The 24,110-nt window shown below is 56.9% G+C and carries 24 protein-coding genes; 6 read left to right on the forward strand and 18 right to left on the reverse strand.

What is annotated here, in order from left to right:
* Positions 1-73: 73 nt before the first annotated feature.
* From GOV91_RS14350 to rplK, 3 genes are all read right to left on the reverse strand, one after another.
* Entirely contained in the window at positions 74-487 is a 414-nt protein-coding gene (locus GOV91_RS14350; RefSeq protein WP_171236020.1) for a hypothetical protein, read from the reverse strand.
* Between the two features lie 183 nt (positions 488-670).
* Positions 671-1,369, reverse strand: coding sequence for a 50S ribosomal protein L1 (gene rplA, locus GOV91_RS14355; protein WP_171180094.1), 699 nt, complete (start codon positions 1,367-1,369; stop codon positions 671-673).
* 1 nt (position 1,370) lies between these two features.
* A complete protein-coding gene (gene rplK, locus GOV91_RS14360; protein WP_010440985.1) occupies positions 1,371-1,820 on the reverse strand; it encodes a 50S ribosomal protein L11 in 450 nt (149 codons plus the stop codon).
* A gap of 454 nt (positions 1,821-2,274) precedes the next feature.
* Between rplK and GOV91_RS14365 the strand changes: the two genes are divergently transcribed.
* The 3 genes from GOV91_RS14365 to GOV91_RS14375 all read left to right on the forward strand — a co-directional run bounded on the left by GOV91_RS14365 (position 2,275) and on the right by GOV91_RS14375 (position 5,415).
* Positions 2,275-3,474 (forward strand): peptidoglycan-binding domain-containing protein, encoded by a 1,200-nt coding sequence (locus GOV91_RS14365; protein ID WP_171180096.1) that lies wholly within the window; start codon positions 2,275-2,277, stop codon positions 3,472-3,474.
* Positions 3,475-3,886: 412 nt separating this feature from the next.
* A complete protein-coding gene (locus tag GOV91_RS14370; RefSeq protein ID WP_171180099.1) occupies positions 3,887-4,654 on the forward strand; it encodes a hypothetical protein in 768 nt (255 codons plus the stop codon).
* Entirely contained in the window at positions 4,651-5,415 is a 765-nt protein-coding gene (locus GOV91_RS14375; RefSeq protein ID WP_171180101.1) for a hypothetical protein, read from the forward strand. Before GOV91_RS14370 ends, GOV91_RS14375 begins: the two co-directional genes overlap by 4 nt.
* Positions 5,416-5,529: 114 nt before the next feature.
* Here the strand turns inward: GOV91_RS14375 and nusG are convergent, their stop codons facing one another.
* The 10 genes from nusG to ccoN all read right to left on the reverse strand — a co-directional run bounded on the left by nusG (position 5,530) and on the right by ccoN (position 14,597).
* Positions 5,530-6,063, reverse strand: coding sequence for a transcription termination/antitermination protein NusG (nusG, locus tag GOV91_RS14380; RefSeq protein WP_170427716.1), 534 nt, complete (start codon positions 6,061-6,063; stop codon positions 5,530-5,532).
* Between the two features lie 188 nt (positions 6,064-6,251).
* Complete coding sequence (gene secE, locus GOV91_RS14385; protein WP_050605011.1) at positions 6,252-6,449, reverse strand: preprotein translocase subunit SecE; 198 nt, start codon at positions 6,447-6,449, stop codon at positions 6,252-6,254.
* Between the two features lie 90 nt (positions 6,450-6,539).
* The gene (ccoS, locus tag GOV91_RS14390) at positions 6,540-6,698 is read right to left on the reverse strand and encodes a cbb3-type cytochrome oxidase assembly protein CcoS (protein WP_170596844.1); all 159 of its coding nucleotides are present in this window, start codon (positions 6,696-6,698) and stop codon (positions 6,540-6,542) included.
* Positions 6,699-6,703: 5 nt separating this feature from the next.
* On the reverse strand, positions 6,704-8,881 hold the full coding sequence (locus GOV91_RS14395; RefSeq protein WP_171236021.1) for a heavy metal translocating P-type ATPase: 2,178 nt from the start codon (positions 8,879-8,881) through the stop codon (positions 6,704-6,706).
* Between the two features lie 3 nt (positions 8,882-8,884).
* Positions 8,885-9,343 (reverse strand): FixH family protein, encoded by a 459-nt coding sequence (locus GOV91_RS14400; protein WP_171236022.1) that lies wholly within the window; start codon positions 9,341-9,343, stop codon positions 8,885-8,887.
* Between the two features lie 2 nt (positions 9,344-9,345).
* A complete protein-coding gene (gene ccoG, locus GOV91_RS14405) occupies positions 9,346-10,773 on the reverse strand; it encodes a cytochrome c oxidase accessory protein CcoG (protein ID WP_171236023.1) in 1,428 nt (475 codons plus the stop codon).
* A 417-nt stretch (positions 10,774-11,190) separates the two neighbouring features.
* Positions 11,191-12,054: a cytochrome-c oxidase, cbb3-type subunit III gene (gene ccoP, locus GOV91_RS14410; protein WP_171180109.1), complete on the reverse strand. Its 864-nt coding sequence runs from the start codon at positions 12,052-12,054 to the stop codon at positions 11,191-11,193.
* Positions 12,051-12,236, reverse strand: a complete 186-nt coding sequence (locus tag GOV91_RS14415) for a cbb3-type cytochrome c oxidase subunit 3 (RefSeq protein ID WP_171236024.1) — start codon at positions 12,234-12,236, stop codon at positions 12,051-12,053. The genes ccoP and GOV91_RS14415 overlap by 4 nt, the downstream gene beginning before the upstream one ends.
* A gap of 10 nt (positions 12,237-12,246) precedes the next feature.
* Positions 12,247-12,975 (reverse strand): cytochrome-c oxidase, cbb3-type subunit II, encoded by a 729-nt coding sequence (gene ccoO / locus GOV91_RS14420; RefSeq protein WP_171180111.1) that lies wholly within the window; start codon positions 12,973-12,975, stop codon positions 12,247-12,249.
* Between the two features lie 14 nt (positions 12,976-12,989).
* Entirely contained in the window at positions 12,990-14,597 is a 1,608-nt protein-coding gene (gene ccoN, locus GOV91_RS14425) for a cytochrome-c oxidase, cbb3-type subunit I (RefSeq protein WP_171095983.1), read from the reverse strand.
* 201 nt (positions 14,598-14,798) lie between these two features.
* Here ccoN and GOV91_RS14430 point away from each other — a divergent pair, with 201 nt between their 5' ends.
* Positions 14,799-15,638, forward strand: a complete 840-nt coding sequence (locus GOV91_RS14430) for a universal stress protein (RefSeq protein WP_171180113.1) — start codon at positions 14,799-14,801, stop codon at positions 15,636-15,638.
* Between the two features lie 44 nt (positions 15,639-15,682).
* Here the strand turns inward: GOV91_RS14430 and GOV91_RS14435 are convergent, their stop codons facing one another.
* Both GOV91_RS14435 and fnrL read right to left on the reverse strand, forming a co-directional pair.
* Positions 15,683-15,937: a GlsB/YeaQ/YmgE family stress response membrane protein gene (locus GOV91_RS14435; RefSeq protein ID WP_171180115.1), complete on the reverse strand. Its 255-nt coding sequence runs from the start codon at positions 15,935-15,937 to the stop codon at positions 15,683-15,685.
* A gap of 72 nt (positions 15,938-16,009) precedes the next feature.
* Complete coding sequence (gene fnrL, locus GOV91_RS14440) at positions 16,010-16,753, reverse strand: transcriptional regulator FnrL (protein ID WP_171180117.1); 744 nt, start codon at positions 16,751-16,753, stop codon at positions 16,010-16,012.
* Between the two features lie 61 nt (positions 16,754-16,814).
* On the opposite strand from fnrL, the gene hemN reads away from it, so the two are divergent.
* Together hemN and GOV91_RS14450 are read left to right on the forward strand one after the other, a co-directional pair.
* Entirely contained in the window at positions 16,815-18,170 is a 1,356-nt protein-coding gene (gene hemN / locus GOV91_RS14445; protein WP_171236025.1) for an oxygen-independent coproporphyrinogen III oxidase, read from the forward strand.
* Between the two features lie 211 nt (positions 18,171-18,381).
* Positions 18,382-20,310: an elongation factor G gene (locus GOV91_RS14450; protein ID WP_171236026.1), complete on the forward strand. Its 1,929-nt coding sequence runs from the start codon at positions 18,382-18,384 to the stop codon at positions 20,308-20,310.
* A 24-nt stretch (positions 20,311-20,334) separates the two neighbouring features.
* On the opposite strand, the gene GOV91_RS14455 is transcribed toward GOV91_RS14450, so the two are convergent.
* From GOV91_RS14455 to GOV91_RS14465, 3 genes are read right to left on the reverse strand one after another with little or no spacing between them, the layout of a single operon-like run.
* Entirely contained in the window at positions 20,335-21,912 is a 1,578-nt protein-coding gene (locus tag GOV91_RS14455) for an ABC transporter ATP-binding protein (RefSeq protein WP_171236027.1), read from the reverse strand.
* On the reverse strand, positions 21,909-23,015 hold the full coding sequence (locus tag GOV91_RS14460; RefSeq protein ID WP_171236028.1) for an ABC transporter permease: 1,107 nt from the start codon (positions 23,013-23,015) through the stop codon (positions 21,909-21,911). Before GOV91_RS14460 ends, GOV91_RS14455 begins: the two co-directional genes overlap by 4 nt.
* Positions 23,016-24,110, reverse strand: a complete 1,095-nt coding sequence (locus GOV91_RS14465; RefSeq protein ID WP_171236029.1) for a microcin C ABC transporter permease YejB — start codon at positions 24,108-24,110, stop codon at positions 23,016-23,018.

Here is a 24,110-nt window from a genome sequence, read left to right on the forward strand (position 1 = left end):
CAAATCACAAGACATTCAGCGCAAAAAAGCTTTCGCCGCATGGGCATGGCCACCAATTTGGCTCGATCCCGGTCTAAAAATGCCAATCCTCGAATGACAAAGCTAAAGAAACTGTCCAATACTCCGTGTCAGGTATATCTGCGGTTTGAAATGACAGTGGCGAAACTTCCTGCTCTGCCAACTTGGGTAAACCGCGCCCCGCCCAATTGGCCAATTCGCCACTTTCATCCACCGAAGCAGAAGACTTAAATTCAAATCCGTTGTCGCCAGCCCAAGCGCCGGTAGACAGCGCTCCTTCAATGGGCTGGAAAGAAATTCCCATATCCTCTATTTGCAAGCCACCACCAGCTATCGCAGCGTTCGCGATTACTAAAGCTGGGCCTCCAGGCGCGTTTGAATTGTCTGCGCCGGCGACACTGTCAGGCAGTTCGTCTTTCATTTTCTTGATGAGGTCAGGATTCAATTTCCGTGCGCAATATCCACACATTTTATTCTCCAAGAAAACCAACTGACAGGCCTATGATCCCATCTGGCTGTAAAAGCACTTCTGGGTTCGCTATCTGAGAATTACAGCGGTATTGGGGCTGCCCGAGGAAACAGACATTGGCAAAGAAAATCCCGGGTAGTTCGCACCACCCGGGATCAATTCTTCCAAACTGAATGCTAGGGCTTATTCGCCCGAAGCTTCCGCAACATCCAGCGTCACGCCTGGACCCATGGTCGAGCTCAGCGCGATTTTCTTCATGTAGGTGCCTTTGGCGCCCGACGGCTTGGCCTTGGCAACAGCCGAGACAAAGGCGCGAACGTTTTCGACCAGCTTGGCTTCGTCAAACGACGCTTTGCCAACGCCAGCGTGCACAACACCGCCTTTTTCCGCCTTGAACTGAACTTCACCGCCCTTGGCTGCTTCCACGGCTGCTTTCACATCCATGGTCACGGTGCCAACTTTGGGGTTCGGCATCAGGTTACGGGGCCCCAGAACCTTACCCAGACGACCAACGATCGGCATCATGTCCGGGGTGGCAATGCAGCGATCAAATTCGATGGTGCCGCCCTGAATGGTTTCCATCAGGTCCTCTGCGCCAACGATATCTGCGCCAGCTTCTTTCGCTTCGTCAGCCTTCGGGCCGCGAGCAAAAACAGCAACGCGCATCGCTTTACCAGTGCCGTTCGGCAGGCCAACAACGCCGCGAACCATCTGGTCTGCGTGACGGGTGTCAACGCCCAGGTTCATCGCGATTTCGATGGTCTCGTCGAATTTCGAGGTTGCGTTGCCCTTGACCAGAGCAACAGCTTCTTCAACCGACAGGTTTTCCTTGCCGGCGACAGCTTCGCGCGCAGCGCGGGTACGTTTACCGAGTTTTGCCATCTTACTTCACCTCGATGCCCATAGAGCGGGCCGAGCCCAGGATGATCTGCATTGCGCCTTCGACGTCGTTGGCGTTCAGATCTTTCATTTTGGCTTCGGCGATTTCGCGAACCTGCTTGCTGGTCACGGTAGCCACGGTCTCACGACCTGGGTTTTCCGCGCCACGGGGGCGGTTACGCTTGCCGACCGGCTTCAGACCAGCTGCTTTTTTCAGGTAGTAAGACGCGGGCGGCGTCTTGATGTCCATGGTGAAGGACTTGTCCTGATAGTAGGTGATCACGGTCGGGCAAGGAGCGCCGGGCTCCATGTCTGCTGTCTTGGCGTTGAACGCCTTGCAGAATTCCATGATGTTGATGCCGCGCTGACCCAGCGCCGGACCAACTGGCGGCGACGGGTTCGCCTGACCTGCAGGAACCTGCAGCTTCATTGTACCAGCAAGCTTCTTGGCCATTTGGTTTTCCTTTCAACTTAGGCAGGACGCGTCCCACCCAGATTATGTTGCGTGGTCCGGTCGGGGATCGCGATCCCAGAAACCTCCCACGAGAGAATCTCGCCCGAAGACGATAGAGGCGGCGTGTACAGGGGAATGTGAAGCTTGGCAAGTGGTCTGGATTCCAATTGGAAATCATAGAATCAATACCCTCGCGTCCAAAGCAAGGCTTGGGCTTTGCCGAGCGTCCGATACAAGTCCGCTCCGATCGCCTCAATGAGATGCCAGGCGTTAAGCACCCAACAATGCAATAAAGTGTTAATGCCTTTAACTGCAGTGAAAAAAGCACTGCCGCACAACCTGCAAACCAGCGGGCAAACTACCCAAGCTTCAGACGGTCGTGGGCTTGGACACCCGTGCGGATCCCAGCTGTGTTATACTTAGTGAAAATAGTTATTTTTGGTGGAGGTTAATTATGATTTTCCGATTAGCAGCAACACTTGTCATCGCGGTCTCTTTCGCTGCGACCGCGCCTCAGACAGCACAAGCAGACGCTGGCGATTTCCTCGGCGGAGCCGTTGTCGGCGGGGTCGTGGGATATGCGATAGGCAAGGACCAGCAGAAAAAGAAAGCGCGGTCATCCACCCGGACATACCGACCGGGCATTCCGTCGACCACGCAAGGTGCGCAAACCCAAACAGCGCTCAACTATTTTGGCTACAATGCCGGGCGTGTCGATGGTCAGGTCGGCCGTGGCACCCGATCGGCGATCGAACGCTACCAGGCTTCAATGGGCTATCCTGTAAATGGCCATGACTTCCAGCCCTATCAATATGATTTCCTGATGCAAGCCTATTACTGGGCGACAAGCGGCGGACAAGCCACTATGCAACTTTCGGGCCAACCGCTGCTTATGGCTTATCGCCAAAAACTCCATAGCGGATCAGCCGTGGCTGCAGCCCCTCAGGCACCGGCACCGACCACGCCAGTCGCGACCCCTCAGGAGACCGAGACCGCAGAGACAAAATCTGCCAGCCTGCCAAGCCTGTTTTCCGGAGGAACCGGAGGTCCATCGCTAGCCAATCGCTGTAGCGGGGTGATGCTTCAAACATCGACCAATGGCGGTTATACAACTTTGTCGAACATGTCTGATCCTGATTTTGCACTCAGCGAGCAGTTCTGCCTCGCCCGAAGCTATGCCATGGCCCGCGGCGAGGAGCTTATGCAGGACATCCAAGGGCTGACGCCGGATCAGGTAACGGCCCAGTGCGACTCGTATGGCGATATGTTGGCACCGCAAGTGGTCGCCTTGTCTCTAAACTCAAAAACTGATGCAGAAACTCAGATGCGCAAGCTTGCGCTGGATTCCGGCCTTAGCCCCGAAGATCTTGCGGCAACAAGCAAGGTCTGCCTCGCGATCGGCTACCGTCAGGACAATATGGACACCGCAGTCGGGTCTGCGCTGATGCTGGTTGCAATGGGTGAGCCCGCCTACGGAGAGCTTATTGGCCACCACCTGCGCGAAGGCTTCGGTGTGCCAGAACGTCGTGATCTGGCGATGCAGTGGTACGATGCGAGCCTTTCGGCACTGGATGCCGGATCGCAAGCTGTTTTCCTACCGTCACAGACCGACCGCCCACAACTGCTGCGCGCAGCTATGGTTCAGGCGCAGTAGAGCGAGAAGAATGAAACGTAATTCGTCATCAAACAACGTCGCGGTGCCTGATGCTTCGCGGCGTTTTTTGCATGTTTGCGGACCTTGTTGATCTGACTAATGCGCAGTTTGATCTGATCCTCATCTGATCAGTATGCGTCGCCCCGAGACGTCGGAAACCAACTACAGAATTACCGCAACACAACCGTTTTGCGCCCTGACCATTCCCGAACACCAACAACCGCGTAAGAAGTAAAACAGATTTCTCAAAGACATAAGTTGCTTATGAACCCCCGACGGTTATCTTAGGGCAGGTTGGATATAGAAGGGGCGGTCTGAGTTGGCATCATCTCGACTAAACAAAGGGCTACTGATTTGTGTTCTTTTCGCAATTGTGCCCGGATGCGGCAGCAACGCCCAGGATCAGGGTGCAGTGTCCGAGACAACTGCCCAATCCGAAGCACCCCAAAACACTGCTTCACGCAACACGGCAGGAATTGACCCCGCCACCTATGCCGGTCGCTTTCAAGTCAAGCTGACCAAGGAAGTTCCTTTGCGCGATATTCCCGTTCCCTTCACCGTCTACGGCGGTCTAGAGGAATCCAGCCCAACCCGCCTGCGATTGCGAGCGTTCATGGATTTGCGTGGATTGCAGGAAAAGGCACCTCAGATACTGACTGGCCCCTTGGAAGAAAGCTGTAAACGCCAGATTTACCTCGAGATCCGAGATGTCACTGCAATAGGTGAAACCGTTAAAGTAGAAGGCTCAGCCCGCGCCCAGTTTACGCGGTGCAAACGAAATGAAGAACCCGGCTTTCGGTATTTCGGGGCCACGGTTGATGCAACTGCTGTCGCCAAGGCAGAGGTTAAAGGCCAATGCCTTACGTTCAGTATCGAAAGCGCTGACCTCAGACCGCGTGGGTTCATCGGAGCTGTTACCGACCTTTTTGGGCTGACCAACCGAATAAATGAAGCTGTCCTTGAAAAGGGCGGCGAGTTTTTGGCGGCCAATCCGGTTTGTCCGCCATTACCTGAAGAATTCTCTGTACTTGATCCGAATTACGAATCCGGCGGAACGCGCGAAATCGCGCCAGGAGGATTGGGCGCTGCTGTTGTCGGTTCGGCCGATGTAAGCGCCGAGACGATAGTGAAAGTCCTTGCAGGGCTGAAAGAACTTGGTGTGTTGGAGTTTGCTGAATGAGACTTTGGTTAATTCTTCCAGCCCTTATCGCAGCAGTTCTGGGCCCTCGCGCCCCTGACGCGCAGCAGGTAGACTTTGTCATCGACGCGACACTACCGGTTCGCGATACCGAACTGCCGTATACTCTTGATCTGAACCTCACCGCCGCTGCGCCCACTCGGATCGGGGTCGGTGCCCTTCTCGACCTGCGCGAAGTTCAAAAGGTTGTGCCCGAGCGGTTGGCTGACAATGCGATCGTCGACAATTGTGGTCTGCAAGTCAGACTTGATGATTTGAGCTTTAAGGCCGAAGACCAAGTAATAGATCTGGATGGGGACGTGACCATCACGATTTTTGAATGCAGCCGCACCGGTGAACGCAACTTTGAACGCGGTGAAGAAAAAAGAGCGATACTGGCAAGCCTATCCACCGAAGCAACTGTCGAAGTGCGGGACAACTGCGCCTATTTCAAGCTTATTGATCTTACCCTTACGGCCCCCGAAGAACAGCGCGAGCAACTGCTGGAAGACGACACATTAGACTCGGTGAAGGAGTTGATGTTGGCTGCAGTGGATCTTGCACTGAACGACACTCCGCTGTGCCCGGAACTGCCGGCAGAGCTTGCGTCACTTGACCCAACCTACGACAAAGGCGGCCCGCGCGAGATCGGAGAAGGTGGTCTTGGCGTTCTCCTTGAAGGCTCAGTGGACGTCAGCCCTTCGACAATCCTCGACATTCTGACAGTGCTTCAAGAACAAGAGCTTATTCCGGGCCGGCCGTAAAAACGACTGGCCGTGTGGCTGGATCGCTGTTTGGTGCTGATTGATAAACGATCGTCAAAATAAAAACGCCGCGCTGCCCGTGGCACCGCGGCGTCGAAAATAAGCGAAGAGCGATTAGCCCTGCTTCGTAACCTGCGTAAAGTCCAGCTCGACCGGGGTTTCGCGACCAAAGATCGAAACCGAGACCTTCAGTTTCTGGTTTTCGTCGTCCACACCTTCGACCATGCCGTCGAAATCCTCGAACGGTCCGTCGTTGACTTTGACCTTCTCGCCGACCTCGAAGGTGATCATCAGCTTGGGCGCTTCTTCACCTTCCTGAACGCGGTTGAGGATCTGGTTCACCTCGGCGTCACGCATCGGCATCGGGCGGCCTTGCGGGCCCAAGAAACCGGTCACGCGGTTAATCGAGTTGATCAGGTGATAGCCCTGGTCTGACATTTCCATATGCACCAGAACGTAGCCGGGCATAAAGCGGCGTTCGGTCGTGACCTTCTTGCCGCGGCGCACTTCGATCACCTCTTCGGTGGGCACCAGTACTTCGTCGATGTCGTCTTCAAGGCCCTGTTCAGCCACCGACGTGCGGATCTGTTCTGCGATCTTCTTTTCGAAATTCGAAAGAACGCTGACCGAGTACCACCGTTTCGCCATGAACCTGTCGTCCTTGTCTGTCTTCGGGGTATCGGATTTGCCGGATACACCCGTCATTAAAATCTTGTCACGTTATCCGGAATAAAAAGCGGCGCGCAGCCCGAATCGCCACACGCCCATTCCGAATAGTCCTGCGTCAACTACTCTGACATTGCCCGCTGTGCAAGGGGGCAGCCGCGTTTCCACGCTTAGCTGAACGCGCCCAGAATCAGCTGAAGGCCACCCCGGATACCCAGATCGACCAAAGCAAAGAAGACCGCCGTAAGCGCCGCCATGATGAAAACCATAACCGTGGTCAACAGCACCTCGCGCCGGGTCGGCCAGACGACCTTGGACACTTCGGCACGGACTTGCTGAATGAACTGAATCGGGTTGGTGGTGGCCATTTGCGTGTTCTCTCTGCTAGCGGATGGCCCGGACATAACCGGGCATTGCGGCAATTTCAAGGGCAGTTGGATCAACTCTGCCCTGAGCGGTCAGGGTTTGGGTTTATCGTCCCATTCATCGCTCAGGATCCGGCGCGCGTCACCCTCAGGATCTTCATACTGGTTCGACCGGACAGTGTAGACAAAAGCCACCAGGCCAACGCCGCCCAGCAACAGTGAAATCGGGATCAGGTAGGCAAGAACTTCCATCCGGTTCACCTCAACCGCAGGGCATTGAGCGACACGGTGATGGACGAGGTCGACATCGCAAGCGCCGCGATCAATGGAGTTGCAAGCCCAATCACTGCCAATGGAACGGCTATCACGTTGTAGACAGTCGCGATGCGGAAGTTTTCGCGAATGCGTTTTGTCGCTTTGACCGCCGTGTCGCAAGCATCCGCGATGGGGGAAAGGTCATTGCCCAACAACACAATGTCCGACGCCACCCGTGCGGCATCCAACGCCGACGCCGGTGAGATCGAAACATGCGCCGCCGCCAAGGCCGCCGTGTCATTCAGACCGTCGCCCACCATCAGGACATGGTGACCCTTATCGCTGAGGTCCTGAATGCGATGCGCCTTGTCCTGCGGCAAAGCTTCGGCAATCCAATCTGTGATCCCCATTTTTTCAGCCAACGCGCGCACGGCCCCCTGCGAGTCGCCGGACATCAGGACCACATGCTTGCCAGCGGCACGCAACGCGTCGACCGCCTCGGCCGCACCCGGGCGCAACGCATCCGAGAACCGGAAGGCCAAAGGCGCATGATCGCCAATAGCCAGCCAGGCTGAGGTTTCACTGCCCTGCTCTGCGCCGACCCAAGCGGCCCGGCCCAAACGCACGCGTTGACCACGGTATTCACCTTCGGTGCCGTAACCCGGAACCTCAACGACGCCCCGCACGTTGGCAGGCTTGATCCCGGCCTCACGCGCGGCTTTCGCCAAAGCCACAGACAATGGGTGTGCCGACGCCTCGGCCAGCGCCAGGGCAACTTCGACCTTCGCGCGGGAATGATCCCCTAAGTTGACCAGTTCCGGCGCACCGGATGTCAGAGTGCCTGTTTTGTCGAACACCACCGTGTCAGCCTCGGACAAACGCTCCAACGCGGTTGCATGTTTGATCAACATACCTTTGCGGAACAACCGGCCAGACGCCGCCGTTGTCACCGCTGGAACGGCCAGACCCAGAGCACATGGGCAGGTGATAATCAGAACCGCCGCCGCGATATTCAACGCCGTGCGGATATCGCCGGAATAAATGTACCAGCCCAGAAAGCTGAGCGCTGATAGGATGTGAACGCCCGGCGCATAAAGCTTGGCCGCCTTGTCGGCCAAAGAAGTATAACGCGACCGACCGGATTCAGCGATGGCCACCAGATCCGCCATGCGGTGCAGCGACGTATCCTCGCCCACCGCAGTTGCGCGCAATGTCAAAGGACCAGTCAGGTTGACCTCACCTGCACTGACCAACTGGCCGATTTCGGCAAATACAGGCACCGTTTCTCCGGTCAGTAGCGAGCGGTCGAGTTCGGACTGGCCCGACACAATCTCACCGTCCACTGGCATCCGACCGCCGGGGCGCACAAGGATCAAATCGCCTACTTTCAGATCAGCAACTGCAATTTCATTTTCTACGCCATCCACCAAACGGATCGCGCGCGGCACCTCAAGCGCGGTCAGTTCTTCGGCCGCGGATCGGGCTGCGGCACGGGTGCGGTAATCCAGATAACGACCGGCCAGCAGGAAGAAGGTCAGGGTCAGGGCCGCATCGAAATAGGCATGTTCGCCACTCAACGCGGTTTCCCAAAGCGATGTGACCAGCGCCAACAAGATCGCCAACACAATTGGCACATCCATGTTCAGGCGGCGCACCCGCAAGGCGCTCCACGCATTGGCAAAGAAGGGCTGGGCTGAAAACGCGATGGCAGGCAGAGCAATCGCGGCAGAAATCCAGTGGAACATGTCCCGCGTGGCGTCAGTGGCCCCGGACCAGACCGAAACCGACAACAGCATGACGTTCATGGAAGCAAACCCGGCCACCGCCAGGCGCATCAGTAAGTCACGCCCTGCCTTGTCCGTCTGAGTGGCCGACAAGGCGCCCGGATCAAGCTCGTGCGCTTCAAAACCGGCTTTCTCAAGCACTGGGATCAGATCGACAGCACGTGTTTCAGGCGTTGCTTTGATCATCGCGCGTTTCAGGGTTAGGTTCACCCGTGCATTTTCAACACCGGGATGCGCGTTCAGTTCCCTTTCGACGGTCGCAATACAGGCCGAGCAGTGAATACCCGGCAAAGACAGGGCTATCTGCACATCCTCCGGAATCGACCGGGCGGGTTCCGCCGGGGCTGCAAGGCAGCCCGGGCAGGCTGCGGTGCCGGAAGAAAGCTGCGCCGTCATCGCTTACCCCTTCACATACAGCGGAACGCGCTGCGAAAATTCCGCGCCATCACTGTCCCGCGCCACCAGACGAATGTTCCAGTTGCCCTCGCCCAACGTGGCCGGCGTGGCGTAGGCCGTTCCGTCAAAGGTGAAATCCGGCACGAAATCCTCGCGGACATGAGTCGCGCGGCCCACAACAGCCTGCAACTCGCTGACCTGAACCGGCGCACCACTTTCATCGGTGATGTGCAGGATCAGCAACCCGCCCTTGGTTTCAGCCCGTACGGTCCACCCCAGCGCTTGTTGCTCTTTCAAACGTTCGTTGAACTCCTGACTGGCCACGTATGAATTCTTGACCTCAAGCCCCGGAAAGGTTTTGACCGCGCTGTAGGCCAGAACAAGGTTCACGGCGATGATCACGCCAAAGGCGCCCACAAACACCGCCAAAGCGTGTTTTCCGGTGAATTTCCGTTCCGCCATGATCAATTCCCCCGTCCGTTAAACGTGGTGTCCTTATAGGCCCGCTCACCGCTGCTCAGATCTTCAACCCAGATGCGGACCGGCGTTGAATCCGCTCCGGCTGGGCCCGTGTCGCGGGACGAGATAATATATACACGAGTCAATTGTGCTGTATCTGCCGGCACATTCACAGTGTGCAGGTTTGTGCCTTCGATTTCCAGCCGCATAGCCGGATCTCCGGTCAGAGACAGGGTGAACAGACGATCTTCGCCATGTTTGTTACGTAGCCGCACATCATAAGTGTTGCGGATCGTTCCATCAGACAGGGTTACAAATGTCGGGTTGCGGACCGGAGCAACGGTCAGGTCAATATCCGAGCGGATGAACAAAGCGAACAGCAACGCAAAACCAACCAGCGACCACAGGGCCGTGTATAGGATCGTGCGGGCGCGGAATATATGCGTCCACACACTTTTCGGCGGCTGCCCAGACCGCTCGCGCGTTTCATCGCTGAGGGCCATATAGTCGATCAGCCCGCGCGGCTTACCGATCTTGGCCATCATATCATCACAGGCATCAATACACAGGGCGCAGGTGATGCATTCCAGCTGCTGACCGTCACGAATGTCGATCCCAACAGGGCAGACATTCACGCAGGCCATACAGTCGATGCAATCCCCCAACTCGGAATCTGCAGCCCGTTTACCCTTGCCGCGTGGCTCGCCCCGCCATTCGCGGTAACCGACAACCAGTGTGTCTTCGTCCATCATTGCCGCTTGAATGCGGGGCCATGGGCAAGCGTAGATGCAGATCTGTTCGCGGGCGAAACCGCCAAAGAAAAAGGTAGTGCCCGTCAGGATCAGCATCGTTGTGTACGCGACCGGATGCGCGTTGCCAGTGACCAGATCCATCAAAAGCGTCGGGGCGTCTGCAAAATAGAATACCCAGGCCCCACCCGTCGCCAGGCCAATCAAGAACCAAACGGTCCATTTGGTGATCCGCAAGCGAGCCTTGCGGAAATCCAGCTTTTCTTGGCGGTGCAGGCGCAGACGAGCATTTCGATCCCCTTCGATCCAACGCTCGACCAATATGAAAAGGTCGGTCCAGACTGTTTGCGGGCAGGCATAGCCACACCAGACGCGCCCAAGGGCCGAAGTGAACAGAAACAGGCCAAGGCCGGCCATGATCAGCAGACCGGCGACAAAGTAGAATTCATGTGGCCAGATTTCGATCCAGAAGAAATAAAACCGTCGGTTCGCCAGATCCAACAGTACCGCCTGATCCGGCAGGCTGGGGCCGCGATCCCACCTGATCCACGGGGTCACGTAGTAGATGCCCAGTGTCACTATAAGAATGATCCATTTCAGGTTCCGAAACGGCCCTGAGACACGTCTTGGAAAGATCGGCTCTCTGGCTGCGTAAAGGCTGGGGGCAGGATCGGAATCGCTCACTGGCTGGCTCCACTAATGGGTCTTCTGAAGGCGTCTTGTTCCAGATCACGGGCAAGCGAACTTTGACATGGGTCAAAACGCGCATCGAACACACATCTTTTGAAGATGAACCGGCCTCTGAGATGTCGGAATAGACGTTTTTTAACCAGTTATTCACGTATTCTAACAGAAAACCGGCTATTGTCGCGATACCGATCATGACGCTTATAAACCGCGCGCTTCAGGCCGACCAATTGTCGCAGCCTGAGACTCGGGCCGCAAGAACGCCCCAAATAGCTCCCACCAAAGCGGGCTGTAGGTCTGTAAGGTGGTTTGTTGGAAAATAAGGCACCGGCTGTTCAGGAAACGCGCGAACAGATGGAACAGCCGGTGCCACAACTTTCGGGCAGCGAACCGCCCGAAAGTGTTCCTTTAAACTTACTGACCACCACCCAACTGGTGGACATAGGCCGTGACGGCGCGGATCTGCGCGTCGGTCAGGCGGTTTTCCCACGGAGGCATTACGCCAAAGCGGCTGTATGTGACTGTTTCGGTCAGAGCCTCTTCGCTGCCACCGTAAAGCCAGATCGCGTCGGTCAGGTTCGGAGCACCCTGGAATACGTCGCCCTGGCCGTTTTCGCCGTGGCAGGCAGCACAGTTGTCATCGAAGACAACTTTGCCCGCTTGCGCCGCCGCGTCGTCGGTCTGCGCATTGGTCAGAGACATAACGTATTGGACAACCTGGGTGATCTCTTCGCTTTCGAGAATCTCACCAAAGGCCGGCATTTCAGAATAGCGCGCATCGTCGCTTTCTTCGTTCCGGATACCATAGGCAACGGTGTACTCGATATCTTCAAGCGAACCGCCCCACAGCCATGCATCGTCCAACAGGTTGGGGAAGCCGGGCGCGCCTTGAGCACCGGAACCGTGGCACTGTGCGCACCAGGTGCGGAATACGGCCCCGCCAGAGTTCACGGCGTATTGCTGCAACTCGGGGTCCTTCGAGATATCCTCGAGCGATGTCTCTACCAGCTTGGCATTCCAAGGGGCGTTTGCCTCTTCGAACGAAACCAGCTCCTGCTGAACCAGCTCACGCGAGGACCACCCCAGAACCCCTGCTGTTGCAGATTGAACCAGCGGCCATGCCGGATACATGATCGTATAGATCAGACCCCAGAAAATGGTCGCATAGAAGGTCCATAGCCACCAGCGCGGCATCGGGTTGTCGAATTCCTCGATCCCATCCCAGGAATGACCGGTTGTATTCGGATCACCCGGCTGTTTTTCAGGTGTCTTGCTCATTGCCGCGCCTCCTTGGATGTGGCGGGTTTGTCTTGATGCCGGAACGGGATGTTGGCGGTGTCGTTGTATTCTTTGCTGGCACCGGGGCGGAATACCCAGATGATGATGCCGATAAAGAAGACGAACAACAAAAGCAGCATCCAGCTATCCGCGAACTGCCGTAGGAGTGTATATTCTTCCATCACACCCTCCTTAGCGGCTTGCGTCCGGGGTGAAGGTCGAGAAATCGACCAGCGTGCCCAGCATTTGCAGGTAAGCGATCAGCGCGTCGGCTTCGGTCAGATCAGACTGGCCGTCGAAGTTGCGCACGTTGACTTTATCGCCATAGCGTTCCAGCAACCCGTCATAGTCGCTGTCCGGATCGGCCTGCGCGCGGAAATCTGCCACGGCGTTCTCCAGCATGTCCTCGGTATAGGGCGTTCCCACCAAAGCGTTGGCAGCCATGATGTCACCGATATACTCGCCGTCGATCTTGCGGGTTTCGAGGAAGCCATACTTGGGCATCACCGATTCCGGCACCACCGATTGTGCATCGCGCAGATGGCGCACATGCCAGTCGTCCGAGTAACGGCCACCAACACGCGCCAGATCAGGTCCGGTACGCTTGGACCCCCACTGGAACGGGTGGTCATACATCGACTCAGCCGCCAGCGAGTAGTGGCCATAGCGCTCAACCTCATCCCGCATCGGGCGGATCATCTGGCTGTGGCAGACATAGCAGCCTTCACGCAGATAGATCTCACGACCCGCCATTTCGAGTGGGGTGTAAGGGCGCATGCCCTCCACCTTTTCGATGGTGTTCTCAAGGTAGAACAGCGGGGTGATCTGAACGATGCCACCGATGGTTACGACCAGGAAGCTGAAGATCAGCAGGAGGGTCGCGTTGGTCTCGAGGATCTTGTGTTTGTCGAGAATTGCCATTGCTCCGGCCCTCCTTATTCAGCCGGGACTGCGACGGTCAGGCTGGCCTCTTTGGCCGGCGCTTTACGTACAGTCATCCACAGGTTGTAGCACATGATGACCGAGCCAGCGACGAACAGGACACCGCCCAGCGCACGCACCACATACATCGGGAATTTGGCGGCCACGGTGTCGGCGAACGAGTTCACCAAGAAGCCGTTGGCATCCACTTCACGCCACATCAGGCCTTCCATGATACCGGTGACCCACATCGAAGCGGCGTAGAGCACGATGCCGATGGTGGCGAGCCAGAAGTGCCAGCTGACCATCTGCAGCGAGTACAGACGCTCGCGCTTCCACAGGACAGGTACCAGGAAGTACAGCGCACCAAAGGTGATCATGCCGTTCCAACCCAGCGCGCCCGAGTGCACGTGACCAATGGTCCAGTCGGTGTAGTGGCTCAGCGAGTTTACTGCGCGGATCGACATCATCGGGCCTTCAAAGGTGGACATGCCGTAGAAGCCGACCGAGATCACCATCATCCGGATCACCGGGTCGGTGCGCAGCTTGTCCCATGCACCCGACAGGGTCATCAGGCCATTGATCATACCACCCCAGGACGGCATCCACAGGATCACCGAGAACACCATGCCCAGCGTCGAGGCCCAGTCAGGCAGCGCGGTATAGTGCAGGTGGTGCGGACCAGCCCAGATGTACAGGAAGATCAGTGCCCAGAAGTGGATGATCGACAGCTTGTACGAGAAGACCGGACGCTCGGCCTGTTTCGGAATGAAGTAGTACATCATGCCCAGGAAGCCCGCGGTCAGGAAGAAGCCCACAGCGTTGTGGCCATACCACCACTGGATCATGGCGTCTTGAACACCCGACCAGACGATGACCGACTTCGAACCCCAGATGCTGACCGGAATGGTCATGTTGTTGACCAGGTGCAGCATCGCAACGGTCACGATGAACGCCAGATAGAACCAGTTTGCTACATAGATGTGGGGTTCTTTCCGCTTGATGATCGTGCCCAGATAGACAGCAAGGTAAGCGACCCAAACAACGGTCAGCCACAGGTCCACATACCATTCAGGTTCGGCATATTCTTTCGACTGAGTACCGCCCAGAATGTAACCGGTCGCGGCCAGCACGATGAACAGTTGATAGCCCCAGAACACGAACCATGCGAGGTTTCCACCCCACAGACGCGCGGCGCTGGTGCGCTGCACCACGTAGAACGACGTTGCGATCAGCGCGTTACCGCCAAATGCAAAAATCACCGCCGAGGTGTGCAGCGGACGCAAACGTCCAAAGTTCAGATACCCTTGGGCCCATTCGAAGTTGAGCACCGGAAACGCCAGTTGGAACGCAATAAAGGTTCCAGCCAGGAACCCTACCACACCCCAAAAGGCCGTTGCGATCACGCCGTAGCGGATCACGTCATCCATGTATTCGCCCGAGCGATCGACAAGAATATCTGGCTCTTCTGTGTTTCGAAGCGTCCAGATGAACAATCCACCGGCGATAAGCATCACCAGAATCGCATGCACCTGATACGCCAAATCGCGTGCATAATTTGATCCGATGGCGGCAAACACCACGACCAGACCAAGCACGATCAGCTTGATGTAATTCGACATATTGCGTCCCTTTGCCGTGCTTCGCGCGGTTTTGATTCTTTTGACACGCGAAACCTATTTGACTGGCTGCCGTTCTGAAGCACGACAGCCGCTATTGCTTTGATCTGTATCAAGACAGTTCCGCGTTTTCTGTGACACGCATAAAGGATGAAAGGGGCCAACCGGTCACATGAGACCATATGCCCGAACTAAGAGGTCGAAATGGCGTACAAATCTATTCTCACTGTCATGACCGAAACGCAAACGGCTGAGCCTGCATTGGCTCAGGTTATAGCGCTGGCAGAGTCGCAGGATGCCCATGCCGAGGCGCTGTGCCTTGGTGTCGATCGCAGCCAGACCGGCTATTACTATGCCGGAGCGAACGCCCTGATCGTTCAGGAGACGCTCAGCCGAGCCAACACCGAGGCGCAGGAGGTGCTGGCATTTGCCCAAGACTATTTGGGTAAATCCGGCGTTCGCTGGTCTGCTGAACATGGTGTGGCGCAGATCGCTGACATCGGACGCCATGTCGCGCATCGGGCCCGGTTTTCGGATCTTGTGGTTTTACCGCACCCCTATGGAAAAGATCGCGGGGCCGAAGCTGAACCCATCATCGAGTCCGCAATGTTTGAAGGCCATTGCCCGGTTCTGGTGGTTCCGGACGACACTCCGCCAATGAAAGTGCCACGCAATGTAATGATCGCCTGGAATGAAAGCGTTGAGGCGATGTGCGCCGTCCGGCGCGCTCTGCCCTTCCTGAAACAGGCGGAACTGGCCCGCATCGTTGTCATTGATCCTCCGCGCCACGGCCCTGACCGGTCGGATCCGGGCGGAATGCTGTCTCAGATGCTGGCCCGACACGGGGTCAAGTGTGAGATCGATGTGCTGAGCAAGACCATGACGCGCGTGTCAGATATTCTGAACCGTCATGCGTCGGACACGGAATCTGACTTGATCGTAATGGGTGCCTACGGTCACTCGCGCTTCCGCGAAGCAATACTTGGCGGTGCAACCCGCAACATGCTGGAACAATCTTCAGTTCCCGTTTTCCTGGCACACTGAACTCTGCCAAAAAGTTCGAAAGCCGCCCAAGTCGGCGGCTTTTGTCATGCCTTTCGGATAAGGCCGATCACAAACAACAGGATCACGGCCCCCACGGTCGCGAAAAAGACCGAGGAAAAGAACCCTCCGCCCACAGAAAAGCCTAGCGCGGGGAAAATCATGCCTGCCAGAAACGCGCCGACAATTCCGACGATGATGTTCCCCAGCAAACCGAATCCGCGGCCCTCCATGATCTTTCCCGAAAGCCATCCGGCGATTGCGCCGATAAAAATCATTGCCAAGACGCTGCTAAAAACCATGCGATGCTCCTGAGTTGTTAAACGCCGCGATCCAAGGTCACGGCGTTTATCCTATCCCATCGCGCACAAGGATCAGACCAAAAAGCCACCATCCGAGTCGTCGCCAGCTTCTTCCATGAGACGGCCCATATCCGGAATGGTCACATGGCGCTTGCCTTCCAGTGTGATCACGCCTTCCTTTTTCAAGGCCGAAATCTGGCGACTCACGGTTTCAAGGGTCAGGCCCAGATAGTCTGCCATGGCCTCTCGGGTCAGAGGCAGGTCAAACACAATCGGCCCTGCCAGACCCTTCTGGCTAATCGACGCATCCCGGCGCGCAATGATCGACAACAGGCTGGCGATTTTTTCGCGCGCGGTCTTGCGCCCAAGCACCAGCATCCATTCGCGGGCAGCATCAAGTTCGTCCAGCGTCATCTGCAACAGGCGATGGGCGATATGTGGTGTAGTTGCCATCAACTCTTCGAACGGTTTCTTGCGGAAACAGCACATGACGACATCTGTGGTCGCCTGCACATCGTAAGGCGCAACTTCGCGCCCGGGGCGGCCGACAAAATCACTTGGCAACAGCAAACCCACCATCTGGGTCCGACCATCTTCCATGGTCTGCGTCAACGAAGCGATCCCGGCCACGACCGAGCCCACAAAATTCATCTGATCGCCCGACCATATGATGGTCTGGCCCGCCTCGAAACTGCGGTAATATTTAATACTTTCAAGCTCTTCCAGCTCATCCGCATCGCAACGAGCACAAACTGCGCGATGCCGAATCGGGCAGTCTTCGCAATTGGAATGATCAAACTGTGCTTTTATTGTCATGCGGGTCCCCACTTGATCTCCATCAAAGTAACCAAGTCATCTGTCGCCTAAGGGTATCGCCATGATAGTGAAACCACAATTGGCAAAGCTTGGACTTTTTGACGCGAAAGTACCGCGTTACACAAGCTACCCCACCGCCCCCCACTTTAGCAATGATGTGGGAGCAGACTTGTTTGGTGACTGGATTTCGGGGATCAAACCCGGCAGTGCCATTTCCCTGTACATCCACGTTCCATTCTGTCGTAGACTGTGCTGGTTCTGTGCTTGCCGGACACAGGGAACCCAAACCGACAACCCTGTGATCGCCTATGTGGACGTTCTGAAGGCCGAGTTAGACCTGCTTGCAGCACGCCTGCCCAAAGGCGTGGTGCTATCGCGCCTGCACTGGGGTGGCGGTACGCCAACCTTGCTGAACGCGCAGCTGATGCGCGAATTGGCGCAATATATCCTGGGTATTGTGCCCATGGGGCCTGATGCCGAATTTTCGGTCGAGATTGATCCGAACGAAATTGATGAAGACCGTCTGGATGCGCTGGCAGAGGCAGGTATGAACCGTGCGTCGATCGGGGTGCAGGATTTCGACGACGAAATTCAGAAAACCATCGGTCGCATCCAAAGCTACGACACCACCCGCGACGCCATCGACATGATCCGCGAACGTGGCATTACCAGTTTGAACGCAGATATCCTTTTTGGCCTGCCGCATCAGACAAAGGCCCGGATGACCGAAAGCGTGCAGAAGCTGCTGTCGCTCAGCCCGGATCGCGTGGCTTTGTATGGCTACGCACATGTGCCTTGGATGGCGAAGCGCCAACAGATGATCCCGTCCGACGCGCTTCCCACGCCGGAACAACGGCTCGAGCTGTTCGATACCGCCCGCCGTCTGTTCCTGTGGGACAACTATGCCGAAATTGGCATCGACCATTTCGCCATACAAGATGACGGTCTGACCCGTGCCCTGCACGCGGGACGTCTAAAGCGTAACTTCCAAGGGTATACCGACGATCAGGCCGATGTTCTGATTGGCGTCGGGGCCAGTTCGATCTCGCGCTTTCCGCAAGGCTTTGCGCAGAACGCCTCGGCCACCTCGGCCCATGCCAAAGCGGTTCGCGACGGGCAGTTTTCGACCGCCCGCGGGCACCTGTTCAAGGGTCAGGACATTTTGCGCGCGCGCCTGATCGAGGCGCTGATGTGCGATTTTAAGATCAACAGTGCCGAAATCCTGCGCGACCACGACATCTCGGCCGCCGCGTTGAATGACATGTATCATTCCGCCAATGCCGCATTCGACGGGCTGTTGCGGATCACCGAAGACGGGCTTTTCATCCCGCCCGAGGCACGCGCCCTGACCCGGATGATCGCCCGCAGCTTTGACGCCTATGACCTGAGCAAGGCAGGCCACAGCTCGGCGATCTGATCTCTTCTTCTGCGGGCCTCGCCGGGCCCGCAGGCCACTGGGCACAACGGGGGCTTGACGCGCGCCTGCGCTTTTCTCCACACTCAAGGGGCAGACTGGCCATCCATTCTGCGCCCTGAGGCGGGCAAATACAGACGGTCCTTGCCGACGAAAAAGCGGCGGACGCCCCTTTCGTGCAGCCATTCTGCAACCTGAAAGAGGGACAACACTCATGCGCGTTTTCACCGTCCTCGGGCCCAGCCAATCGGGCAAAACTACCCTGGTCGAGGCCATCAGCCGCCTCGACGGGCGCCCCACAACATTCGATGTTTCCGGAACCGTGCATTTGCACGGTTTTTCTTACCTGGACGAGCCTTGGTGTTCGATCGACGTAGATGGCGGCGGCGATGCGCTGGCCTATGTCGGGCCTGCAATGGCCATCTCGGACGCGGCGGTCGTGGTTGTGCCCCCCGATCCCAATGCTGCCGTTCTGTGCGCCCCTTACCTTCGACTGGTGGAAGAAGCGGGCATCCCCTGCTTTCTATTCATCAACCGCATGGATAATCCCAATGGGCGCATCCGCGACATCATCGCAGCACTGCAAACGTACTGCACCCATCATATCGCCCTGCGTCAGGTGCCAATCCGCGAAGGAGACACGATCATCGGCGCGGTTGATCTGATTTCTGAACGGGCCTGGAAGTATCAAGAGGGCCAACCCTCGGCCCTGATCGAGTTGCCTCAATCCGTGGAAGACCGAGAGCAGGAAGCGCGCACCGAGTTACTGGAAACTCTGTCTGATTTTGACGACCATCTGTTGGAGCAACTGATCGAAGACAAGCAGCCCCCCAGCGACGAGGTTTATGACCTGGCCGCACAAGTCTTGCAAAATCATCAGTTGATTCCAGCATGCCTGGGTGCCGCGAGCCATGGCAACGGCCTGACGCGGCTGATGAAGGCGCTGCGGCACGAAGCGCCTGAATTCGATATCGCCGCCGGGCGGGACGAAGCCGCCGACAGTGCCCGAGCCATTGCCGGTTTTGCAGATGTCAAAAAGCACATCGGAAAGATCGTTGTTCTGCGCGGGCTTGGGGATGGCGTCAAAGCGCATGAAGCTTTGGGCGGTGAGACCGTTGGCAATCTGACAACGCTTGATGCCAAGACCCAAATCGCAACGCTGGAAGCCGGGCAGATTGGTCTGGCGGTCAAATCCGACCACCTCAACCCCGGCTATATCTACGACAGCAATTCTGCGACTGAACTGCCGGAATGGGCGGCCTCGCATCCGGTCGCGCATCGTCAGATCGTCTCACCCGCGCATGAAAGGGACGATGTGCGCCTGTCCAACGCCCTAAGCCGTCTGGCCGAGATCGACCCCGGCCTGCACCTGCAACAGGATGAGTTGAGCGGCCATTCGATCCTTGGATCGCAAGGCCCGCAACACATGCGCCGTGTGACCGCGAAGCTGGCCGAGGATTTTGGGATCGAGATTGAAGCGGATCAGGTCGAAACCGCCTATCGCGAGACCATCCGCGCGCCTGTCGAACATCGCCACCGTCATCGCAAACAATCCGGCGGCGCCGGACAGTTTGCGGATGTGGTGATCTCGGTCACGCCCCTACCTCGCGGATCGGGGTTCAAGTTCGAAGAAGTTGTCAAAGGCGGCGCAGTACCCAAGAACTACATCCCGTCGGTGGAACACGGGGCTAAGGATGCACTGGAGCAAGGTCCCGAGGGTTTCCCCGTCGTCGACGTCAAAGTCACGCTGAGCGACGGTAAACACCATAACGTGGACAGTTCGGATTATGCGTTCCGCACCGCAGGCAAGAACGCGGTGCGTGAAGCGCTGCCTCAGGCCAAACCAGTGGTTCTGCAACCGATGCTGAACGCCGAGATTCACTTGCCATCCGATTTTGTTGGCGATCTCGTCCCAACGATCAGTTCGCTGCAAGGGCAGGTTCTGGGATTTGAGGGCAACCCAAACGCGTCAGGATGGGAGATCTTCAACGCCCAAATCCCCGCGGTGACCGAGGATGAACTGCATCGCACCCTTGCCAGTGCCACGCGCGGAACCGGGTGGGTCAAGCTGACCTTTGATCACTACGAAGAACTGCGCGGGCCAGTGCCGAAAGCGGCGACCAAAGAAAAGGCAAGCGCGTGATGGCCTGAGGAAGGCGGGCTGATTTCAGCCCGCCGCTGCAATCAACTCGCGAGTATAGTCAGTCTGAGCGTTTTCGAACAAAGCCTCGGCCGCACCCATTTCCACCACATCCCCATTTCGCATGACGACTACGTTATGCGACATCGCCCGCACGACTTTCAGGTCGTGGCTGATGAACAGATATGCCAACCCGTATTTCTTCTGCAGATCGCGCAGCAGATCAACGATCTGAACCTGCACCGTCATGTCCAGCGCGCTGGTCGGTTCGTCCAACACCAGCAGTTTGGGCCGCAAAACCATCGCGCGCGCAATTGCGATACGCTGGCGCTGTCCGCCTGAGAACTCGTGCGGATACCGGTCCATCGCCGCAGGATCCAGCCCCACTTCGGTCATCACCTCGGCGACCAGCTCACGCGGGGCGCGGTGAGGGTCAATGTTGTGAATGGCAAGACCTTCCGCGATGATCTGCTGACAGGTCATGCGTGGGCTAAGGCTGCCGAACGGGTCTTGAAACACGATCTGCATATCTTTGCGCAATCTGCGTAATTCGCGGGTAGACCATCTTCGCACATCCTGATCGCGGAAGGTGATGCCGCCTTCGGACGCAATGAGGCGCATGATCGCCAGCGCCAGCGTAGTCTTGCCCGAACCGCTTTCGCCGACGATTCCCAAAGTCTCACCCGCGCGTACACTCAGCGTGGCGTCATTCACCGCCTTCACATAGCCAACAGTACGCTTCAGAAATCCGCGCTGGATTGGGAACCAGACCTTCAGGTGATCGGTGCGCGCGACCTCTTCCGCGTCTGAGGCAACCGGTTCGGGCTGACCCGAAGGTTCCGCGGCCAAAAGTTTCCGGGTATAGGGATGCTGTGGGTTGTCAAAGATGTCCTGCGTGACACCGGTTTCGACAATCTCACCATCCTTCATCACACAAACGCGGTCGGCAATCCGGCGTACGATACCCAGATCATGGGTGATGAACAGCATCCCCATATTCTCGGATTTCTGCAATTCGGCCAACAACTCGAGTATCTGCGCCTGAATGGTCACATCCAACGCCGTTGTCGGTTCATCGGCAATCAAAATGTCCGGCTTGTTGGCCAGCGCCATTGCGATCATCACCCGCTGTCTTTGTCCACCAGACAACTGGTGGGGGTAGCTGTCCAACCTGTCCTCGGGGTCGCGGATACCAACCTTGGTCAGTAGCTCCAAAATCCGCCCCCGCGCCGCGTCACCGGTTACCCCCTGATGCAGCGCCAGCGATTCCGCCATTTGCTTTTGAATCGTGTGCAGCGGGTTCAGCGAGGTCATTGGCTCCTGAAAGATGAAGCTTATGTCATTGCCGCGTACATCCATCAGGTGTTGTTCCGAGGCGCCAATCATCTCTTGCCCATCATAGGTCACCGATCCTTCAACCAGCGCACTGTCACCCAGCAGCGACACTGTCGACAAAGCCGTTACGGATTTGCCTGAGCCGGATTCGCCCACCAACGCAACGGTTTCACCCCGATCCACGGTAAAAGACACGCCTTTGACAGCAGCACTGACCTGACCGTCCTGCCGGAACGAGACCTTGAGGTTGTTCACATCCAGCAAGCTCATGAGAAGGTCTTTCTAGGATCAAACGCATCCCGCACGCCCTCGAAAATGAAGACCAGCAGCGACAGCATGATGGCAAAGGTGAAAAAGGCAGTGAAAGCCAGCCACGGGGCTTGCAGGTTTTGTTTTGCCTGCAAGGTCAGCTCTCCCAAAGACGGGGCCGAAGATGGCAATCCAAAGCCCAGATAATCCAGCGAGGCGAGACCGCCGATGGTTCCGGTGACAATGAAGGGCATGAACGTCAGAGTGGCCACCATTGCATTGGGCAGCATATGGCGGAACATGATGGTCATGTTGCCGACGCCCAGCGCACGCGCCGCGCGCACATATTCAAGGTTCCGGGCCCTCAGGAATTCCGCGCGTACGACACCGACCAGTCCTGTCCAACTGAACAGGATCATCAACGCTACCAGCAGCCAGAAACTTCGGCCCAGAACAGCGAACATGATGATGATCACATATAACGAAGGCGTCGCTGACCAGATCTCGATGATCCGTTGAAAGATCAGATCCAACCAACCGCCGAAGAACCCTTGAATGGCACCAGCGAAAATGCCGATCAGGCTGGCGGCACCGGTCACAAGCAGTGTGAACAGGATCGACAACCGGAACCCGTATATCACGCGTGCCAGCACATCGCGTTTGGTGTCATCCGTGCCCAACAGATTCTGACCGTTAGGCGGCAAAGGCGCAGCCCCAGGTCGGTCTACCGATGTGTTGAAGGAGTATGGGATCAGCGGCCAAAGCGCCCAGCCACGCTCGAACCCTTCCGACTGGAATGTCCCGGCGTCGATTTGTTCTATAATGCCTTCGGGATCGTCGAAACACTCTTCCAGTCCGCCACTGTCGATCAGGCATTGAACTTCGGGATCGCGATAAATGGCTTCCGTCTGGAAATCGCCACCAAATTCCGTTTCCGCATAGAAATTGAAGATCGGCGTATAGAACTCACCCCGGTACTTCACGAGGATAGGTTTGTCATTTGCGATAAACTCGGCGCATAGGGAAAGGCCAAACAGAACCGAGAATATGATGAGCGACCAGAACGCGCGCCGGTTGCGACAGAAGTTGTTCCAGCGACGCTGGTTCAGAGGGGAGAGCGCCATTTACCCCTCCCGCTTTTCAAAGTCGATGCGCGGATCGACCAGCACATACATAAGATCGCTAATGATACCAACGACCAGCCCCATCAGGCCGAAGATGAAGAGGGTGCCGAAAATCACCGGGTAATCGCGCGCCACGGCTGCCTCGAATCCCAGACGGCCCAGACCGTCCAGCGAGAAAATGGTCTCGATGATGATCGACCCACCAAAGAACACGCCGATGAACACCGCGGGAAAGCCCGCGATCACGATCAGCATCGCGTTGCGGAAAACATGACCATACAGCACCTTTCGCTCGCTCAGCCCCTTTGCGCGGGCCGTCATGACATATTGTTTCTTGATTTCATCCAGAAACGAGTTCTTGGTCAGCAATGTCAGTGTCGCAAAAGCCGAGATCGTGAGCGCAATGGTCGGCAGCGCAATATGCCAGAAGTAGTCCGCAATCTTGCCGAAGAGGCTCAGGCTCTCCCAATTGTCCGAGGTCAATCCGCGCAGCGGGAAGATCTGCCAGTACGACCCACCCGCGAACAGCACCAGAAGGAGGATCGCAAACAGAAAGCCCGGGATCGCATAAGCCACAATGATCGCCCCGCTGGTCCAGGTATCGAACTGTGATCCATCTTTGATCGCTTTGCGGATGCCCAGCGGAATAGAAACCAGATAAGCAATCAGGGTCGACCACAGACCCAATGAGATTGAAACCGGCATCTTTTCAAGCACCAGATCAATCACACTGATCGAACGGAAATAACTCTCGCCGAAGTCCAGCGTCAGATAGTTGCCCATCATAATCAGGAACCGCTCCAAAGGCGGTTTGTCGAAACCGAATTCTTTTTCAAGTTCAGCGATGAATTCGGGCGGCAGACCCCGTGCGCCGACATATTTGTCGTCGAAGACACCACCAGCGGGTTCAGAACCTGCGCCAGCATCACCCCCGCCCGCAAATCCTGCAAAAACATCCCCCTTACCTTCGATCTGCGCGATGATCTGCTCGACCGGTCCACCCGGAACGAATTGTACCAGCGTGAAGTTGACGATCATGATGCCCAAAAGGGTTGGAATGATCAGCAACAAGCGTCTTAGAATATAGGCGCCCAT

This window comes from Ruegeria sp. HKCCA6837, assembly GCF_013034475.1.
GTDB lineage: Bacteria > Pseudomonadota > Alphaproteobacteria > Rhodobacterales > Rhodobacteraceae > Ruegeria.

Excerpts from the sequence above, each read along its gene's own strand:
- GOV91_RS14350 (WP_171236020.1), bottom strand. The coding sequence starts at position 487 with ATGTGTGGATATTGCGCACGGAAATTGAATCCTGACCTCATCAAGAAA.
- rplA (WP_171180094.1), bottom strand. The coding sequence starts at position 1,369 with ATGGCAAAACTCGGTAAACGTACCCGCGCTGCGCGCGAAGCTGTCGCC.
- rplK (WP_010440985.1), bottom strand. The coding sequence starts at position 1,820 with ATGGCCAAGAAGCTTGCTGGTACAATGAAGCTGCAGGTTCCTGCAGGT.
- GOV91_RS14365 (WP_171180096.1), top strand. The coding sequence starts at position 2,275 with ATGATTTTCCGATTAGCAGCAACACTTGTCATCGCGGTCTCTTTCGCT.
- GOV91_RS14375 (WP_171180101.1), top strand. The coding sequence starts at position 4,651 with ATGAGACTTTGGTTAATTCTTCCAGCCCTTATCGCAGCAGTTCTGGGC.
- nusG (WP_170427716.1), bottom strand. The coding sequence starts at position 6,063 with ATGGCGAAACGGTGGTACTCGGTCAGCGTTCTTTCGAATTTCGAAAAG.
- secE (WP_050605011.1), bottom strand. The coding sequence starts at position 6,449 with ATGGCCACCACCAACCCGATTCAGTTCATTCAGCAAGTCCGTGCCGAA.
- ccoS (WP_170596844.1), bottom strand. The coding sequence starts at position 6,698 with ATGGAAGTTCTTGCCTACCTGATCCCGATTTCACTGTTGCTGGGCGGC.
- GOV91_RS14395 (WP_171236021.1), bottom strand. The coding sequence starts at position 8,881 with ATGACGGCGCAGCTTTCTTCCGGCACCGCAGCCTGCCCGGGCTGCCTT.
- GOV91_RS14400 (WP_171236022.1), bottom strand. The coding sequence starts at position 9,343 with ATGGCGGAACGGAAATTCACCGGAAAACACGCTTTGGCGGTGTTTGTG.
- ccoP (WP_171180109.1), bottom strand. The coding sequence starts at position 12,054 with ATGAGCAAGACACCTGAAAAACAGCCGGGTGATCCGAATACAACCGGT.
- GOV91_RS14415 (WP_171236024.1), bottom strand. The coding sequence starts at position 12,236 with ATGGAAGAATATACACTCCTACGGCAGTTCGCGGATAGCTGGATGCTG.
- ccoO (WP_171180111.1), bottom strand. The coding sequence starts at position 12,975 with ATGGCAATTCTCGACAAACACAAGATCCTCGAGACCAACGCGACCCTC.
- ccoN (WP_171095983.1), bottom strand. The coding sequence starts at position 14,597 with ATGTCGAATTACATCAAGCTGATCGTGCTTGGTCTGGTCGTGGTGTTT.
- GOV91_RS14430 (WP_171180113.1), top strand. The coding sequence starts at position 14,799 with ATGGCGTACAAATCTATTCTCACTGTCATGACCGAAACGCAAACGGCT.
- GOV91_RS14435 (WP_171180115.1), bottom strand. The coding sequence starts at position 15,937 with ATGGTTTTTAGCAGCGTCTTGGCAATGATTTTTATCGGCGCAATCGCC.
- fnrL (WP_171180117.1), bottom strand. The coding sequence starts at position 16,753 with ATGACAATAAAAGCACAGTTTGATCATTCCAATTGCGAAGACTGCCCG.
- hemN (WP_171236025.1), top strand. The coding sequence starts at position 16,815 with ATGATAGTGAAACCACAATTGGCAAAGCTTGGACTTTTTGACGCGAAA.
- GOV91_RS14450 (WP_171236026.1), top strand. The coding sequence starts at position 18,382 with ATGCGCGTTTTCACCGTCCTCGGGCCCAGCCAATCGGGCAAAACTACC.
- GOV91_RS14455 (WP_171236027.1), bottom strand. The coding sequence starts at position 21,912 with ATGAGCTTGCTGGATGTGAACAACCTCAAGGTCTCGTTCCGGCAGGAC.
- GOV91_RS14460 (WP_171236028.1), bottom strand. The coding sequence starts at position 23,015 with ATGGCGCTCTCCCCTCTGAACCAGCGTCGCTGGAACAACTTCTGTCGC.
- GOV91_RS14465 (WP_171236029.1), bottom strand. The coding sequence starts at position 24,110 with ATGGGCGCCTATATTCTAAGACGCTTGTTGCTGATCATTCCAACCCTT.